Source organism: Streptomyces sp. JB150 (assembly GCF_011193355.1).
Taxonomy (GTDB): Bacteria; Actinomycetota; Actinomycetes; order Streptomycetales; family Streptomycetaceae; genus Streptomyces.
The window spans coordinates 5,105,557-5,120,453 of sequence record NZ_CP049780.1; the positions used below are offsets into that span (position 1 = coordinate 5,105,557).

16 protein-coding genes and 2 pseudogenes are annotated in these 14,897 nt (G+C 71.4%); 10 read left to right on the plus strand and 8 right to left on the minus strand.

Going from position 1 to position 14,897, the window contains the following annotated elements:
• Positions 1–3: 3 nt before the first annotated feature.
• Positions 4–569: pseudogene (locus G7Z13_RS23715) on the minus strand (N-acetylmuramoyl-L-alanine amidase).
• A gap of 213 nt (positions 570–782) precedes the next feature.
• Here G7Z13_RS23715 and G7Z13_RS23720 point away from each other — a divergent pair.
• The 6 genes from G7Z13_RS23720 to G7Z13_RS23745 all read left to right on the plus strand — a co-directional run bounded on the left by G7Z13_RS23720 (position 783) and on the right by G7Z13_RS23745 (position 5,928).
• Positions 783–2,189, plus strand: coding sequence for a family 2B encapsulin nanocompartment shell protein (locus G7Z13_RS23720; RefSeq protein WP_166002251.1), 1,407 nt, complete (start codon positions 783–785; stop codon positions 2,187–2,189).
• A gap of 109 nt (positions 2,190–2,298) precedes the next feature.
• Entirely contained in the window at positions 2,299–3,513 is a 1,215-nt protein-coding gene (locus tag G7Z13_RS23725) for a family 2 encapsulin nanocompartment cargo protein polyprenyl transferase (RefSeq protein WP_240926331.1), read from the plus strand.
• A 292-nt stretch (positions 3,514–3,805) separates the two neighbouring features.
• Positions 3,806–4,396: a DUF6461 domain-containing protein gene (locus G7Z13_RS23730; protein WP_240926332.1), complete on the plus strand. Its 591-nt coding sequence runs from the start codon at positions 3,806–3,808 to the stop codon at positions 4,394–4,396.
• 120 nt (positions 4,397–4,516) lie between these two features.
• Positions 4,517–5,119, plus strand: coding sequence for a GNAT family N-acetyltransferase (locus G7Z13_RS23735; RefSeq protein WP_166002252.1), 603 nt, complete (start codon positions 4,517–4,519; stop codon positions 5,117–5,119).
• A 122-nt stretch (positions 5,120–5,241) separates the two neighbouring features.
• A complete protein-coding gene (locus G7Z13_RS23740) occupies positions 5,242–5,463 on the plus strand; it encodes a hypothetical protein (protein WP_166002253.1) in 222 nt (73 codons plus the stop codon).
• 36 nt (positions 5,464–5,499) lie between these two features.
• Positions 5,500–5,928 (plus strand): YciI family protein, encoded by a 429-nt coding sequence (locus tag G7Z13_RS23745; protein WP_166002254.1) that lies wholly within the window; start codon positions 5,500–5,502, stop codon positions 5,926–5,928.
• Here G7Z13_RS23745 and G7Z13_RS23750 read toward each other — a convergent pair.
• Positions 5,925–6,657 (minus strand): annotated as a pseudogene (locus tag G7Z13_RS23750) (VOC family protein). The gene G7Z13_RS23745 and the pseudogene G7Z13_RS23750 sit on opposite strands and share 4 nt — an antisense overlap.
• Positions 6,658–6,727: 70 nt before the next feature.
• Here G7Z13_RS23750 and G7Z13_RS23755 point away from each other — a divergent pair.
• Positions 6,728–7,162 carry an HIT family protein gene (locus tag G7Z13_RS23755; RefSeq protein ID WP_240926333.1) on the plus strand — a complete coding sequence of 145 codons (435 nt, stop codon included), beginning with the start codon at positions 6,728–6,730 and terminating at the stop codon, positions 7,160–7,162.
• On the opposite strand, the gene G7Z13_RS23760 is transcribed toward G7Z13_RS23755, so the two are convergent.
• The gene (locus G7Z13_RS23760; protein ID WP_166002255.1) at positions 7,143–7,589 is read right to left on the minus strand and encodes a hypothetical protein; all 447 of its coding nucleotides are present in this window, start codon (positions 7,587–7,589) and stop codon (positions 7,143–7,145) included. The two genes, G7Z13_RS23755 and G7Z13_RS23760, sit on opposite strands and share 20 nt — an antisense overlap.
• Before the next feature lie 154 nt (positions 7,590–7,743).
• Complete coding sequence (sodN, locus tag G7Z13_RS23765; RefSeq protein WP_166002256.1) at positions 7,744–8,139, minus strand: superoxide dismutase, Ni; 396 nt, start codon at positions 8,137–8,139, stop codon at positions 7,744–7,746.
• 145 nt (positions 8,140–8,284) lie between these two features.
• On the opposite strand from sodN, the gene sodX reads away from it, so the two are divergent.
• A complete protein-coding gene (gene sodX, locus G7Z13_RS23770; RefSeq protein ID WP_166005247.1) occupies positions 8,285–8,719 on the plus strand; it encodes a nickel-type superoxide dismutase maturation protease in 435 nt (144 codons plus the stop codon).
• Here sodX and G7Z13_RS23775 read toward each other — a convergent pair.
• The gene (locus G7Z13_RS23775) at positions 8,623–9,252 is read right to left on the minus strand and encodes a CGNR zinc finger domain-containing protein (protein WP_166002257.1); all 630 of its coding nucleotides are present in this window, start codon (positions 9,250–9,252) and stop codon (positions 8,623–8,625) included. The genes sodX and G7Z13_RS23775 overlap by 97 nt on opposite strands.
• Before the next feature lie 101 nt (positions 9,253–9,353).
• On the opposite strand from G7Z13_RS23775, the gene G7Z13_RS23780 reads away from it, so the two are divergent.
• Positions 9,354–10,124 (plus strand): class I SAM-dependent methyltransferase, encoded by a 771-nt coding sequence (locus tag G7Z13_RS23780; protein ID WP_166002258.1) that lies wholly within the window; start codon positions 9,354–9,356, stop codon positions 10,122–10,124.
• 58 nt (positions 10,125–10,182) lie between these two features.
• On the opposite strand, the gene G7Z13_RS23785 is transcribed toward G7Z13_RS23780, so the two are convergent.
• From G7Z13_RS23785 to G7Z13_RS23795, 3 genes are read right to left on the minus strand one after another with little or no spacing between them, the layout of a single operon-like run.
• A complete protein-coding gene (locus tag G7Z13_RS23785; RefSeq protein ID WP_166005249.1) occupies positions 10,183–10,935 on the minus strand; it encodes an amino acid ABC transporter ATP-binding protein in 753 nt (250 codons plus the stop codon).
• Between the two features lie 50 nt (positions 10,936–10,985).
• Complete coding sequence (locus G7Z13_RS23790) at positions 10,986–11,924, minus strand: amino acid ABC transporter permease (RefSeq protein ID WP_166002259.1); 939 nt, start codon at positions 11,922–11,924, stop codon at positions 10,986–10,988.
• A gap of 41 nt (positions 11,925–11,965) precedes the next feature.
• Complete coding sequence (locus G7Z13_RS23795) at positions 11,966–12,934, minus strand: ABC transporter substrate-binding protein (RefSeq protein ID WP_166002260.1); 969 nt, start codon at positions 12,932–12,934, stop codon at positions 11,966–11,968.
• Positions 12,935–13,484: 550 nt separating this feature from the next.
• On the opposite strand from G7Z13_RS23795, the gene G7Z13_RS23800 reads away from it, so the two are divergent.
• Positions 13,485–14,708, plus strand: a complete 1,224-nt coding sequence (locus G7Z13_RS23800; RefSeq protein ID WP_166002261.1) for an NADP-dependent malic enzyme — start codon at positions 13,485–13,487, stop codon at positions 14,706–14,708.
• Positions 14,709–14,897 lie beyond the last annotated feature (189 nt).

Consider the following 14,897-nt stretch of genomic DNA (forward strand, 5'->3'; position numbering starts at 1 on the left):
GGCTCACTTCAGCCGGTACCGGACGCGTTCGCGCATCGGACACAAGGAGTGGCAGCCCGGATCCACCTTCCCGGGCTGCCACTCCTTGTGTCCGATGACCGAATGCTCGGACCAGCCGTGGTGGCGGCAGATCGCCGCGGCGGCGCGTTCGACGGCCTCCAGCTGGGCCGCGGGCCAGGTATCCTCGCCGTCGCCGAGGTTCTCGCACTCGAAGCCGTAGAAGTGCCGGTTCCCGTCCGTGTTCGCCTCGTTGTCGGGCGGCAGCGCCTTCTTTCGCGATCACGGCGCGCAGCACCTACGTCGCCGGGGCCGGCGTGGTTGGCGCGGCCGTAGCCGACGAGGTGGACGGTGCCGTCCTTGGTGACGACGCCGTGGCACAGCGGCCCGGGCAGCGTGTCGTAGCCCTTGCGGCACAGCTCCACGGTGTGCCGTCTGCCCCGGGTCACCGTGTGGTGGAGCATCACTCCGTGGACGGGCCCCCACACGCCCTTGTGGTTGCGGTTGTGCTGGCGCCAGTCGCCGACCTCGACGACCGTGACGCCTTCCGCCCGCACAGCGTGCGAGCCGATCCGGACAGCGCGTTTGTGCCTGTGCGCGCCCGCCCGTCTCCCACCGGTCAGGCTCTGGCAGGGGACCTATATGTGCCCAGTCCGCGGTGATCCATTCCCGCTCTTTCGGGTAATAGCACGAGCACACTCCGTGATGGAAGGCTTAGTCGGGAGATCGTGAGATCGGTGCCCGGCGCAGAACGCTGCCAGGCATGACCGGGAGGGCAATTTTCTATGTCGGTAGGCGAAGAGGTCCGCACGGAGCAGGGCAGGCCGCAGCAGAGCCTCGGCACAGCTGCCGCGCGCAACCTGGCCACCACCACCAAGTCCGTCCCCCAGATGCAGGAGATCAGCTCGCGCTGGCTGCTGCGGATGCTCCCCTGGGTGGACGTACAGGGCGGTACGTACCGGGTGAACCGGCGACTGACCTTCGCTGTGGGCGACGGACGCATCACCTTCGTGAAGACCGGCGACCGCGTCGAGGTCATCCCCGCGGAACTCGGCGAGCTGCCCGCGCTGCGGTCGTACGAGGACGAGGAGGTGCTGGCGGAGCTCGCCCGGCGCTGTGAGCAGCGGGAGTTCGCCGCCGGCGAGGTGATCGCCTCCTTCGGCAGCCAGACCGACGCGGTCTACCTCGTCGCGCACGGCCGCGTCGAGAAGCTCGGCACCGGCCCCTACGGCGACGACGAGAGCCTCGGCGTCCAGGCCGACGGCTCCTACCTGGGTGACCAGGCCCTGCTCGACGGGGACGCCATCTGGGAGTACACGGCCCGCGCGATCACCCCCTGCACCGTCCTCGTGCTGTCCCGGCAGCACTTCGAGCAGGTCGCCGAGCGCTCCGACTCGCTGCGGGCCCACCTGGAGCAGCTGCGCTCCCTGCCGCAGCAGCGCACCAACAAGTACGGCGAGAAGGCGATCGAGCTGGAGGCGGGCCACTCCGGTGAGCCGGACATCCCGCACACCTTCGTGGACTACGAGGCCCGGCCCCGCGAGTACGAGCTGAGCATCGCCCAGACCGTGCTGCGCATCCACACGCGCGTGGCGGACCTCTACAACCAGCCGATGAACCAGACCGAGCAGCAGCTGCGGCTCACGGTCGAGGCGCTGAAGGAGCGCCAGGAGCACGAGCTGATCAACAACCGCGAGTTCGGCCTGCTGCACAACTGCGAGTACGACCAGCGGATCCAGCCGCACGACGGCGTGCCGAGCCCCGACGACATGGACGAGCTGCTCAGCCGCCGGCGCGGCACCAAGATGTTCCTCGCCCACCCGCGGGCCATCGCCGCGTTCGGCCGCGAGCTGAACAAGCGGGGCCTGGTGCCGGAGACGATCGACGTCGGCGGCAACCGCATCCCCACCTGGCGCGGCGTGCCGATCTACCCGTGCAACAAGATCCCGGTCACCGAGGCCCGCACCAGCTCCATCATCGCGATGCGTCTCGGCGAGGCCGACCAGGGCGTCATCGGCCTGCGCCAGTCCGGCATCCCGGACGAGATCGAGCCCAGCCTGTCGGTGCGGTTCATGGGCATCAACGAACAGGCCATCATCAAGTACCTGGTGACGGCGTACTACTCGGCGGCCGTCCTCGTTCCGGACGCCCTCGGTGTCCTGGAGAACGTCGAGATCGGCCGCTGGCGGTGATCCGTCCCGCCCCGGGCCCGTGTCCCCGCCCGGCGGGGCGGGTAGACCCTCCGGGAACGCCGATCGGAGGGGACGGCCCGCCGTCCGTGAAGTCCGCGAGGGGGACGCCGTGACCGAGTCCATGACGCAGGCCGAGCAACGCCGCGCGGGGACACGCGGCGGTGTCGCCGGCCCGCGCCTGCCGGGCCCGCACGGCGGCGTCGACGCGCACGAGAGGCCGAGTCCCCTCGCGACCGGCCCGACCGGCCCGACCGGCCCGACCGGCACGGAGGGCGGCCCGGAGGTCGTCCCCGGCCGGTTCGCCGGGGACGAGGCGGCCTTGATCCTGGAGCGCGCCCGGGCGTCGGTCGACCCCGAACTGCGCGCGGCCGTGGAGTCGCTGCCGCGTTCGATGCGCCGGGTCGCCCGCTATCACTTCGGCTGGGAGCAGGCGGACGGTACTCCGGCGGCGGGCGGCGCGGGCAAGGCGATCCGGCCCGCGCTGGTCCTCGCGGCGGCGTCCGCGCTCGGCGGCCCGGCCGCCCAGGCGGCGGCCGCACGGGCGGCCGCGGCGGTGGAGCTGGTGCACAACTTCACGCTGCTGCACGACGACGTCATGGACCGGGACACCACCCGCCGGCACCGCCCCACCGCGTGGACGGTGTTCGGCGACGCCGACGCCATCCTCGCCGGCGACGCCCTCCAGGCGCTGGCCCTGCGGCTGCTCGCCCAGGACCCGCATCCGGTGTCCGCGGCGGCCGCGGCCCGGCTGGCGGCCTGTGTGGTGGAGCTGTGCGAGGGACAGCAGGCGGACACCGCGCTGGAGCGGCGTGCTCCCACCGAGGTCACGCTCGACGAGGTGCTGGTCATGGCCGAGGCCAAGACCGGGGCGCTGCTGGGGTGCGCGTGCGCGCTGGGCGCGTTGTACGCGGGGGCGCCCGTCGACGACGTCGAGGCGCTGGACGCGTTCGGTCGCGAGGCCGGGCTCGCCTTCCAGCTGATCGACGACGTGATCGGCATATGGGGCGATCCCGGCCGCACCGGGAAACCGGCCGGCGCGGATCTCGCCGCCCGCAAGAAGTCCCTGCCCGTGGTCGCCGCGCTGACCTCCGGCACCCCGGCGGCGGCGGACCTCGCCGAGCTGTACGCGGTGCCGTACGACGGCGGTGATCTGGAGCCCACCGTGCTCGCCGTGGAACGGGCGGGCGGCCGGGAGTGGGCCCAGGCGCAGGCGGCCGATCACATGGCCCGTGCGCTGCAGGAGCTGTCCCGCGCCATCCCGCAGCCGGAGGCGGCGGGCGGCCTGCTGGCCCTCGCCGAGTTCGTCACCCGCCGCACGACATAGGGGGCGCAACGTCGCGCCCGACGCGCGACGTTGCGGACACCCCCTGACCGCACAGACCCCGGAGTCCTGCGGCACGCGCGGCTCCTGACCCCGCGCGGGCCCGGGACTCCGGACCAGGGGTCCCGCACATCCCCACGGTGTGCGGGGCCCACCCGCCTCCGCCGCCGGCCGTCGCTCAGGCCGGGGCCAAGCCTTCCGATGCGGTCGACCTGTCGAGGCCGATCCGTCGAGGCCAATCCGCCAAGGCGCCCGCTTGGAGGGTCTGTCGGTGGTGTGGGGCAGCATCCACGGCATGACAAGTGCAGGGACGGACCGCGGACTGGATGTGTTCCGGCAGGGCGATTTCCCCATATACACGCTGACCTTCGTGCGGGATCTGTCCCCCGCGGAGTTGCTCACCCGCATGGGGGTCGATCCGGAGACCCTCGCGCTTCGCGACGCCATGGACCTGGAAGACGACTGGGGCGACGACCTCTTCGACGACGAGGAACCCGTCGTCACCACTGGCATCGACGGCTCGTGGACGTGGGCATGGGAACAGGGCGGCATGCACGGACTCCATGAGAGGATCCTGCGTCGCGTCTCCGCGGGCACGGAAGCCGTGGTGCTCCACTACAACGAGAAGCCGATGCACTGGTTCAAGTACGCGGTGGACGGCGGGATCGTTGTCGACTTCCACACGCTCCAGGCGATCGAACCGGCCGGACAGGACCCGGCGAGACTCGATGACGTCATGAGACCCCTCGGGCTCGTTCCCGGCCGGGCCGCGCCCCTGCACAGCGTCCTGGCCCTGGTGGAGAACGCCTTCGGCATCCGGCTGGGGCGGCCGGGCGGAGTGGACGACGAGCGCTGGAGCGGCAGGCTGCTTCCCCTGCCGGACTGAAACGGCGGCCCCCGGCGCAGGGACACGACCTCGTCGGGCCCGGCTCACCCACCGGCTAGGCTCAACCCCCGTATGCGCAGGGCGGGTTGAAGTCCGCACGGTGGGGCGAAGGGGCGGGGCATGGGTGTGGGGATCAGGGTGGCGGGGGCGGACGACCGGGACATGGTCGTCCGGCTGCTGGACGCGGCGTTCCGGCAGGACCCGGTCAGCCGCTGGGTCTTCCCGGGCGAGGACTACTTCCGCGCCACCCATCACCGGCTGATGGCCGCCTTCACCGACATCGTGCTCGACGCCGGGCGGATCGACGTCACCGAGGACGGCTCGGCCTGCGCGCTGTGGCTGATGGTGCCCGCGGCCGGCCCGGCCGGCGAGGGACACGACGACGGCCCCGCCCAGGTCCGCGAGGCCGTCGACCCCGCGAACGAGCGCGTGGAGCTGATCGGCCGGCTCACCGGGGAGATCCATCCCGCCGGCCGCGCCCACGCGTACCTGTGGATGATCGGGGTGGCCCCGGACCGCCAGGGCGAAGGCCTGGGCACCGCGCTCCTCACCCCGGTCCTCGACCGCTGCGACCGTGAGGGCCTGCCCGTCTATCTGGAGGCGAGCAACGCCGGCAGCCGGCGGCTCTACGAGCGGCTGGGCTTCACGGTGCCGGCCGACCGGGTGCTGGAGCTGCCCGACGGCCCCACGATGTGGCCGATGTGGCGGGAACCGCGGCCCTGAGCCACCCACCCGTGGGCCGGCAGGTGTGCAGGAGGCGGTGACGCGGCGGTGGCGCCCCCGCGAGGGCGGCGAGGCGTCCGCGGCGAGGGGCGGACGCCGGTCGGCCGTCCTACGCTGAGGACATGGACAGCGAAAAACGCGCCTGTCCCGTCTGCGGACAGCCCGTCGAAACAGTCGTCCGGCGGCACAAGACGCTGGGCGCGTGGGTGCCGACCTGGGTGGCCGGTCCGTGCCGGAACCCCACGTGCGCCGAGTACGTCCCGCAGGGCGCCGAAGCCACCGAGGAACGGCCCGGCCGCCCCGCCGAGCACGCGCGCCACGCCGGACACCTCAGGAAACCCTGAGCCGAGCACAAGCGAGGACAACCGAGGAGCGCGCCCATGAAGTACCTGGTCGTCGTGCAGGGCACACAGGCGGACTACGAGGGCCTGCGCGGCCGGGCCTCCGCGCAGGCCCCGGCCTGGACCGAGGGCGATCTCAAGGCGATGTACGCCTACATGGGCGCGATCAACGCCGAACTGGCCGGGACCGGCGAGCTGGTCGACGCCCAGGGCCTGGCCGAGCCCGGCCGCACCCGGCTGGTCACCCGCGGCCCGGACGGCCGTACGGTGATCGCGGACGATCCGTACGACGAGGCCGAGGTGGTGCCGGCCGGCTACTGGCTGCTGGACTGCCCCAGCCTGGAGCGGGTGACGGAGATCGCCGAGCGCGTCACCCGCTGCCCGGGACCGGACGGGGCCGCCGATCTGCCGGTGGTGATCCGGCCCGTCCTGGACGGCGCCGAGGAGATCCGGGCGGACCCGGCCTAGGCCGGGCGCGGCAGTCCGCCCGTCTCCGGGTCGCGGCCGGTCAGGCCCCGCCGGGTCCCGCAGCACCGACCAGTGCGCGCCCCTGGCCACCCGCACCGCGCCGAGCCGTTCGTGCTCCGCGCGGGTCGCCTCGATGTCCGCGCAGGCCAGGTCGAGGTGGGCGGAGACCGGCCGCTCGCCGCCCAGGCGCTGCACCAGCACCCGCACCGGCAGCCCGGCGGGCGGCACCACCGCGTGGAACTCCGGCCGGGACCCCGGCCGGGACGTCCAGCCGGTCAGCAGTGCGCTCCAGAAGGCGATCTCGGCGTCGTACCGCGACGGCGGGACGTCCAGGCAGACCTGGTCCAGGCGGCTGCCGCGGACCACCGGCGGCCGGACCGCCTCGCCCTGCCACGGCACGGCGCAGAACGGCTGCCCGGCCGGTGAGCGCAGCACCGCCCACCCGTCGTGCTCGGCGACGATCCCGCCGCCCAGCCGCAGCGCGTGGTCGGTGAGGTCCCGTACGTCGTCCACGGCGAGGTCGAGGTGCGCTCCGCCGTCCCCGGCGTCGACGCCCTGGACCTTCACGCAGGGGTCGGCGCCGCCGCCGGGCAGCAGGGTCGCGAACTCGCCCTTCGCGCCGCGGGGCGGGGACAGCCGGGTGTCCGTGACGGCGGTCCAGAAGTCCTGGGCCGGGCCGAGGAGGGCGGCGGGGCGGTCGACGAAGGCGTACGTCCAGCGGATGGCCATGGGCATGATCGTAGGCGGAGGAGGCGCGCGGGCCCCGCGCGCGTGGGTGCGTACGGAAGCGAGAGACCCGATGGAAGCCTGCCCGTTCTGTGCCGTCGTCGCCGATCCCGCGCGGGCGCGGGTCGTTCACGAGGACGCCCACACGGTCGCGTTCTTCCCGCTGACCCCGGCCACCCGGGGGCACACCATGGTCGTGCCCCGCGTCCACTCCGCGGACATCTGGCAGATGGGCGAGGAGGAGGTCGGGCACCTGATGGACGCCGTGCTGACGGTCGGCCGGCTGCTGCGCGCGGTGCTCGCCCCCGAAGGCGTCAACATCATCAACTCGGCCGGGCGGGCCGCCACCCAGACCGTGTTCCACACCCACGTCCACCTCGTGCCGCGGTACCGCGGCGACCCCATGGGCGACTTCTGGCCGCCGCGCGAGGCGCCCCGTGACGAGGCGGCGCTGGACGGGCTGGCGCAGCGGCTGAGAGCCGCAGGCCTCAGCTCCAGACGGCCATGAACACCAGGTCCGCGGCGAGCAGCGCGCCGTGGAACAGGGCGAGGGTGTCGGAGAGGACGGCGCGGCGCAGCGGCATCTGCGGGCGGAACGGACGTACGTCCATGGACAGCACCTCCACCGTGGAGCCGGGGCGGCGGGCGGCGTCGTACAGGCGCCGGTAGAGCCGCTCCTGGCGCAGGAAGTGCCCGTCGAGGAACCAGAAGCACAGCAGTGGCACGATCCCGGCGCCCGCGACCGCCCAGCTGCGCTGGCTGGCCGACAGCGCGAGGAAGCCCGCGGCCAGCGTGAGCGCCCAGCCCTTGACCAGGAACGAGTTGGTGCCCAGCCGGGCGATGGTCGCCTGGATGAACTCCAGGTGCTTGACCCGGTCGGCGTCGAGCGGCTCGCGGCCGGCGCCGGCGCCGGCACCGTCGTCGGCGGCTGTCACGCGTGCGGTCCCCCCGTCCCGGGCGGCCGTGCGCGCCCTGCCGTCCGATGCTAACGAACGCCAGCGGGGGCCGGCCGGTGTTCCGGCCGGCCCCCGTGGGATGCCCGGTGACCTGCGATGGTGCACCGATCGCGGATCGGGGCGGACCTGTGGGTCAGGCCTTCTTGGTTTCCCAGAAGATCTTGTCGATCTGGGCGATGTAGTCCAGGGCCTTCTGGCCGGTGGCCGGGTCGGTCGACGCCTTGGCGGCCGAGAGGGCCTTCAGGGTGTCGTTGACCAGCTGGTGCAGCTCCGGGTACTTCTCGAAGTGCGGCGGCTTGAAGTAGTCGCTCCAGAGCACCGAGACGTGGTGCTTGGCAAGCTCCGCGCGCTGCTCCTTGATGACCGTCGCACGCGCCTGGAAGTGCGGGTCGTCGTTGGCGGCCATCTTCTCCTGGACGGCCTTCACCGACTCCGCCTCGATGCGGGCCTGGGCCGGGTCGTACACACCGCAGGGGAGGTCGCAGTGTGCGCTGACCTTGACCCTGGGGGCAAACAGGCGGGAAAGCATGGAGCATTCCTTCCTCGTGATCGTCTTCTCAGGTGGGACATTACTCCCTGAGGGACGGGATTTCGCGGGTGCCCCCTTGGGCTTAGGACAAAAGTCCGGGGTGAGACTGAGACTGGTGGAGGATCGGACCGGGGAGGTGCCGGGGATGCGGGAGCTGTCGCAGGAGACCGAGCGCAGGGGAGCGGTGGCGCCCTTCGGGCTGGCGGAGGTGACCGGGCCGTCGATGGTGCCCACACTGCAGCACGGGGACCGGCTGGTGGTGCACTACGGCGCCCGGATCCGGCCCGGTGACGTGATCGTCCTGCGCCACCCGTTCCAGCAGGACCTGCTGGTGGTGAAACGGGCCGCGGAGCGCCGCGAGGGCGGCTGGTGGGTGCTCGGGGACAACGCCTACGCGGGCGGCGACAGCACCGACTACGGCACCGTCCCGCAGGAGCTGGTGCTCGGCCGGGTGCGCTTCCGCTACCGGCCGCGCAAGCCGGATCAGCGCTCGCCGCTGGCGGTGCTGCGCTGGGCGCTGTCGGCGGCCAGGCCGGTGCTGTGCGACCGGTCGGCCTCCAGGCGCTTGCGGGCCCGGTAGGCGGCCACGTTCGCGCGGGTGGCGCAGCGGTCGGAGCAGTAGCGCCGGGAGCGGTTGGTGGAGGTGTCGAGGTAGGCGTTGCGGCACGGCGCCGCCTCGCACAGGCCCAGGCGGTCCACGCCGTACTCGGTGAGGTGGAAGGCCAGGCCCATCGCCGCGATGGCCGCGTAGCCGGCGGTCGCGTTCGACGGGTGGTCGGCGAGGTGCATGTGCCACAGCGGGCGGCCGTCCTCGTCGCGGGTGTCGTGGCCGGAGATCTGCGGGCTCACCGGGAACTCCAGCAGCAGCGAGTTCAGCAGGTCCACCGCCAGCGTCTCGTCGCCGCCGTCCGCCGCCTCGAAGACCGCGCGCAGCCGGGAACGGACCGAGCGGAAGCGGGTGACGTCGGCCTCGGTGGCGCGGCGGGCGGCCGACCGGTTGTCGCCGAAGAGGCCGCGGACGGCCTCCACGGACGTCAGCGAGTCCTTGCCCCGGACCGGCTCCTCGCTGTTGACGAGACGGACGGCGTAATCCGAGTAATAGGCCAGTTCCACTTGTAGTCCTTACGCGGGCGCTCTATGGTCGTGTGTGCGGTCGAGTAACAGACGATTGTGTGTCCAGGGTATTACGCATGGGTACGTCAGGGAGGGCGACGATGACGGAGACGGGCACCGCGACGGCCGGGACCGACTGGCAGGCCTGGCAGCGCAGCTGGGACCGCCAGCAGGAGTGGTACATGCCCGACCGGGAGGACCGGTTCCGGATCATGCTCGACATGGTCGAGGCGCTCGTCGGACGCGCACCCCGCGTCCTCGACCTGGCCTGCGGCACCGGCACCATCACCGCCCGCCTGCTCGCCCGCTTCCCCGAGGCCACCAGCACCGGCGTCGACCTCGACCCGGCCCTGCTCACCATCGCCGAGGGCACCTTCGCGGGCGACGACCGCGTCACCCTGGTCACCGCCGACCTCAAGGACCCCGGCTGGCCGGCGAAGCTGCCGTACGACTCCTACGACGCCGTCCTCACCGCGACGGCCCTGCACTGGCTGCACAGCGAACCCCTCGCGGCCCTCTACGGTCAGGTCGCGGAGCTGGTCCGCGACGGCGGTGTCTTCATGAACGCGGACCACATGATCGACGACACCACGCCCCGGATCAACGCGGCCGAGCGCGCCCTGCGCCACGCCCGCATGGACGAGGCCAAGCGCGGCGGAGTGCTCGACTGGGCCGAGTGGTGGCAGCTGGCCGCCGAGGACCCGGTGCTCGCGGAACCCACCGCCCGCCGCTTCGAGATCTACGGCGAGCACGCCGACGGCGACATGCCGTCCCCCGCGTGGCACGCCCGCGTCCTGCGCGAGAAGGGCTTCGGCGAGGCCCGCCCGGTGTGGTGCTCGCCGTCGGACACGCTGCTGCTCGCGCTCAAGTGACGGGCACGTGAGGAGGGGCGGTACGGGTGTTCCGTACCGCCCCTGCGCACGCGTACCGCTACAGCACCTTGGACAGGAACGCCTGGGTCCGCTCGTGCTGGGGGTTGGTCAGGACCTCGCGCGGGTTGCCGGACTCGACCACCACACCGCCGTCCATGAAGACCAGGCTGTCGCCGACCTCACGGGCGAAGCCCATCTCGTGGGTGACGACGACCATCGTCATGCCGGACTCGGCGAGGTCGCGCATGACGTCGAGGACGTCACCGACCAGCTCCGGGTCGAGCGCCGAGGTCGGCTCGTCGAACAGCATCAGCTTCGGGTCCATGGCCAGCGCCCGGGCGATGGCCACGCGCTGCTGCTGGCCGCCGGAGAGCTGCGAGGGGTAGTTCCCGGCCTTGTCGCCGAGCCCCACGCGCTCCAGCAGCTGCATCGCGCGCTCCTTGGCCTCCGTCCTGCTCTTGCCCTTGACCTGGACCGGGGCCTCCATGACGTTCTCGACGGCCGTCATGTGCGGGAAGAGGTTGAACCGCTGGAACACCATGCCGATGTCCCGGCGCTTGAGCGCGACCTCGCTGTCCTTCAGCTCGTACAGCTTGTCGCCCTTCTGGCGGTAGCCGACCAGCTCGCCGTCGACGTACAGCCGGCCGCCGTTGATCTTCTCCAGGTGGTTGATGCACCGCAGGAAGGTCGACTTGCCGGAGCCGGAGGGGCCGATGAGGCAGAACACCTCACCCTGCTTGACCTCCAGGTCGATGCCCTTGAGGACCTCGACGTGACCGAAGGACTTGTGGACGCCCTCGGCCTTGACCATGGGGACGACGGACTTCTTCACGGGCTCGGCCGTCGTGCTGGGCTTCTCGGTCATGCCATGCCCCCCTTCGGGCGGCCGAGGGACAACATGTTCGCCTTCACCTTCTGCCACGGGGTGGGCGGCAGCTGGCGGGTGGAGCCACGGGCGTAGTAGCGCTCCAGGTAGTACTGGCCGACGCTGAAGACCGAGGTCAGCAGCAGGTACCAGGCCGCGGCGAGGAACAGCATCTCGGCCGGGGCGCCGGAGGTCTGGCCGATGTCCTGGGCGACCCGGAACAGCTCCGAGTACTGCACGACGGACACCAGCGAGGTCGTCTTCAGCATGTTGATGACCTCGTTGCCCGTCGGCGGCACGATCACCCGCATCGCCTGCGGGATCACGATCCGGCGCAGGGTCTTGGCGTGGCTCATGCCCAGGGCGTGCGCCGCCTCGGTCTGGCCCTCGTCGACCGCGAGCAGACCGGCGCGGCAGATCTCCGCCATGTACGCGGCCTCGTTCAGGCCGAGGCCGAGCAGCGCGGTCAGGAACGGGGTCATGAAGTCCGACCACTCGTCCTTGTAGACCGGCCCGAGGTTGATGTACTCGAAGACCAGGCCCAGGTTGAACCAGACCACGAGCTGCACCAGGACCGGCGTACCGCGGAAGAACCAGATGTAGAACCACGCGATGGACGAGGTCACCGGGTTGCGGGAGAGCCGCATGACGGCGAGCAGGATGCCGCCGACGATGCCGATCGCCATGGACAGGACGGTCAGCAGAAGCGTTTTGCCGACGCCGCTGAGGACGCGGTCGTCGAAGAAGTACTGAGGGATCGCGTCCCAGTTGATCCTGCCCTGGGAGAACGCGTAGACGACCGCGCCGAACAGCGCGAGGGCGACGACGGCGGAGACGTACCGGCCGTAGTGCCGCACCGGGATGGCCTTGATGGCCTCCGGTCCGGCCGGGGGCGTGTCCGCCGGTCCCGTCGTCTTGTCGATGTCAACAGTCACGGGTGTTGCCTTTCAGTGCCCGCAGTGCGGAGGTCACGCGGTCACTTGCCGCCGTTGACGACGGCTTCCTCGACGGCGCCCTCGGCGACGCCCCACTTGTCCAGGATCTTCTGGTACTCGCCGTTGGCGATGATCGCGTCCAGGGCGGCCTTCAGGGCGTCGCGCAGCTGGGTGTCGTCCTTGGCCACCGCGATGCCGTACGGCGCCGCCTCGACCTGCTCGCCGACCAGCTGGAAGTCCTTGCCGCCGCCGGAGGTCTTCACGGCGTACGCCGCGACCGGGAAGTCGGAGGAGCCGGCGTCGGCGCCGCCGCCGCGCAGGCGGGTCTGGGCCTGCTGGTCGTTGTCGAAGGCCTCGATGGTGATCTTCTTGCCCTTCGGACACTTCTTCGACTCGGCCTTGGCCAGGTCCTCGGAGACCGTGCCGCGCTGCACCACGATCTTCTTCCCGCACAGGTCGGACCAGGTCTTGATGCCCTGGTCGTCGCCCTTCTTGGTGTAGATCGAGACACCGGCGGTGAAGTAGTCGACGAAGTCGACGCCCTCGCCGACCTTCTTGCCGGTGTCGGAGTCGATGCCTTCCTGGCGGTCCTTGGTGTCGGTCATCGCCGACATGGCGATGTCGTAGCGACCCGAGCGCAGACCGGTGATCAGGGTGTCGAAGGTGCCGTTCTCGAACTGGAAGTCGACGCCGAGCTGCTTGCCCATGGCGTCGGCGATGTCCGGGTCGATGCCGACCGTCTTGCCGGAGGCGTCCTTGAACTCGACGGGCGCGTAGGCGATGTCCGAACCGACCTTGATGATGCCCTTGTCACGGATGTCCTTGGGCAGTCGGTCGGCCAGCGGCGCCTCCACGGCCTTCGTCGCGGTGTCCGTGCTGTCCGAGCCGCCGCCGTTCTCCGTCTGATCGCCGCAGCCGGTGAGCAGCAGGGCGCCTGCGACCGCGATCGAGCCGACCGCGGCGAGCCGAGCGCGCTTGGCGGTCGAACGACGGATGGTGCTTGCGGTCATGGTGGGTTCCTCCGGCGGATGGGTGGAGTTGCCGATGGGTCGACGAGAACACACACCTTCGGGTGTCGCGACCTCGTGTGATTACGGCATCTTGCCATTCGGACTGAGCCATTCAGGCGGCCAGCCATGTCAAAATCGGATAACGGGTGACCCCCGAACCCCATCACTCCGGACAACACGGCCGCACCTTCTGCGGGAATGCCTCCTTCCGGCCGGAAGATCTTCGGTGTGTCTCAGTATGTGGATGAGCGCTATCTGGCTTTTGCCGGTTCTCTAGTGCTTGTCAAGGGTTTGTCGAGCCCTTGTCCCCATATTCATCCATGAGTCATGTCACCGGCATGTGACCTTCGCGTTATGGACTCGTCGGCGACGCCCCTCGTCCGGTAAGAAGGTTCTTTACACCCCTCATCCGGGGCAGGGCGCGTGTGCGGCGCGCCCGTCGCGTATGTACCCGTACGCACCACCGACCGGGTCTTACGCGGTGCCCGCCCACTCCTCACCAGGAGCGGATCTCACCCTCAAACCATGAACACCTAAGGGGTAAAACCAAGTGGCAGCGGAGATCGTCAATCCTCGCAGCGAGACGCATACGGACCAGGAGGGCGGTGCGGAGCCCCTCGATTCCTTCGATCCGGCGTTCGCGCTGCACCGCGGCGGCAAGATGGCCGTGCAGGCCACCGTGCCGATCCGTGACAAGGACGACCTGTCCCTCGCGTACACGCCCGGCGTCGCGAAAGTGTGCACCGCGATCGCCGAGCAGCCGGACCTCGTGCACGACTACACCTGGAAGTCGTCCGTCGTGGCCGTCGTCACGGACGGCACGGCCGTGCTCGGGCTCGGTGACATCGGACCCGAGGCCTCCCTCCCCGTCATGGAGGGCAAGGCCATCCTCTTCAAGCAGTTCGGCGGCGTCGACGCCGTCCCGATCGCACTCGCCTGCACCGATGTCGACGAGATCGTCGAGACCGTGGTGCGCCTCGCCCCCTCCTTCGGCGGCGTGAACCTGGAGGACATCTCGGCACCCCGGTGCTTCGAGATCGAGCGCCGCCTCCAGGAGCGGCTCGACATCCCGATCTTCCACGACGACCAGCACGGCACGGCCGTCGTCACGCTGGCCGCGCTGCGCAACGCGGCCCGGCTCAGCGGGCGCGAGATCGGGCAGCTGCGCGCCGTCATCTCGGGTGCCGGCGCGGCCGGTGTCGCCATCGCCAGGATGCTGGTCGAGGCCGGCATCGGTGACGTCGCGGTCGCCGACCGCAAGGGCGTCGTCTCGGCGGACCGGGAGGACCTGACGGACGTCAAGCGCGAGCTGGCCGGGTTCACCAACAAGGCCGGTCTCAGCGGCTCGCTGGAGGACGCCCTCGCGGGCGCCGACGTCTTCATCGGCGTCTCCGGCGGTACGGTGCCGGAGGAGGCCGTCGCCTCCATGGCCGAGGGCGCGTTCGTGTTCGCCATGGCCAACCCGAACCCCGAGGTGCACCCGGACGTCGCGCACAAGTACGCGGCGGTCGTGGCCACGGGCCGGTCCGACTTCCCGAACCAGATCAACAACGTGCTCGCGTTTCCCGGCATCTTCGCCGGCGCGCTCCAGGTGCGGGCCTCCCGGATCACCGAGGGCATGAAGATCGCGGCGGCCGAGGCGCTGGCCTCGGTGGTCGGCGACGACCTCGCCGCCGACTACGTCATCCCCTCGCCGTTCGACGAGCGGGTCGCTCCGGCCGTGACGGCGGCGGTGGCCGCGGCGGCCCGCGCCGAGGGCGTGGCCCGGCGGTGACGCCGAGGGCGCCGAGGCGCTGAGTTCAGCCGAATGGTCCCGCCCGTCCCGGGCGGGGCCATTTTTTCGTGGGGCAGGCCGTTCGGGTGGCCGCGCTCCGCCTGTGCGGTGAGGGCCGCCGTGCCCGACCGCGGGTGGTCTGGGGCCGCTCGCGCAGTTCCCCGCACCCCTGAAGAGGCGTACGGTCGC

What these genes read in the sequence shown, in the direction of transcription:
- G7Z13_RS23720 (WP_166002251.1), top strand. Translation starts at nt 783, where the DNA reads ATGTCGGTAGGCGAAGAGGTCCGCACGGAGCAGGGCAGGCCGCAGCAG.
- G7Z13_RS23730 (WP_240926332.1), top strand. Translation starts at nt 3,806, where the DNA reads ATGACAAGTGCAGGGACGGACCGCGGACTGGATGTGTTCCGGCAGGGC.
- G7Z13_RS23735 (WP_166002252.1), top strand. Translation starts at nt 4,517, where the DNA reads ATGGGTGTGGGGATCAGGGTGGCGGGGGCGGACGACCGGGACATGGTC.
- G7Z13_RS23740 (WP_166002253.1), top strand. Translation starts at nt 5,242, where the DNA reads ATGGACAGCGAAAAACGCGCCTGTCCCGTCTGCGGACAGCCCGTCGAA.
- G7Z13_RS23745 (WP_166002254.1), top strand. Translation starts at nt 5,500, where the DNA reads ATGAAGTACCTGGTCGTCGTGCAGGGCACACAGGCGGACTACGAGGGC.
- G7Z13_RS23755 (WP_240926333.1), top strand. Translation starts at nt 6,728, where the DNA reads ATGGAAGCCTGCCCGTTCTGTGCCGTCGTCGCCGATCCCGCGCGGGCG.
- sodN (WP_166002256.1), bottom strand. Translation starts at nt 8,139, where the DNA reads ATGCTTTCCCGCCTGTTTGCCCCCAGGGTCAAGGTCAGCGCACACTGC.
- sodX (WP_166005247.1), top strand. Translation starts at nt 8,285, where the DNA reads ATGCGGGAGCTGTCGCAGGAGACCGAGCGCAGGGGAGCGGTGGCGCCC.
- G7Z13_RS23780 (WP_166002258.1), top strand. Translation starts at nt 9,354, where the DNA reads ATGACGGAGACGGGCACCGCGACGGCCGGGACCGACTGGCAGGCCTGG.
- G7Z13_RS23785 (WP_166005249.1), bottom strand. Translation starts at nt 10,935, where the DNA reads ATGGTCAAGGCCGAGGGCGTCCACAAGTCCTTCGGTCACGTCGAGGTC.
- G7Z13_RS23795 (WP_166002260.1), bottom strand. Translation starts at nt 12,934, where the DNA reads ATGACCGCAAGCACCATCCGTCGTTCGACCGCCAAGCGCGCTCGGCTC.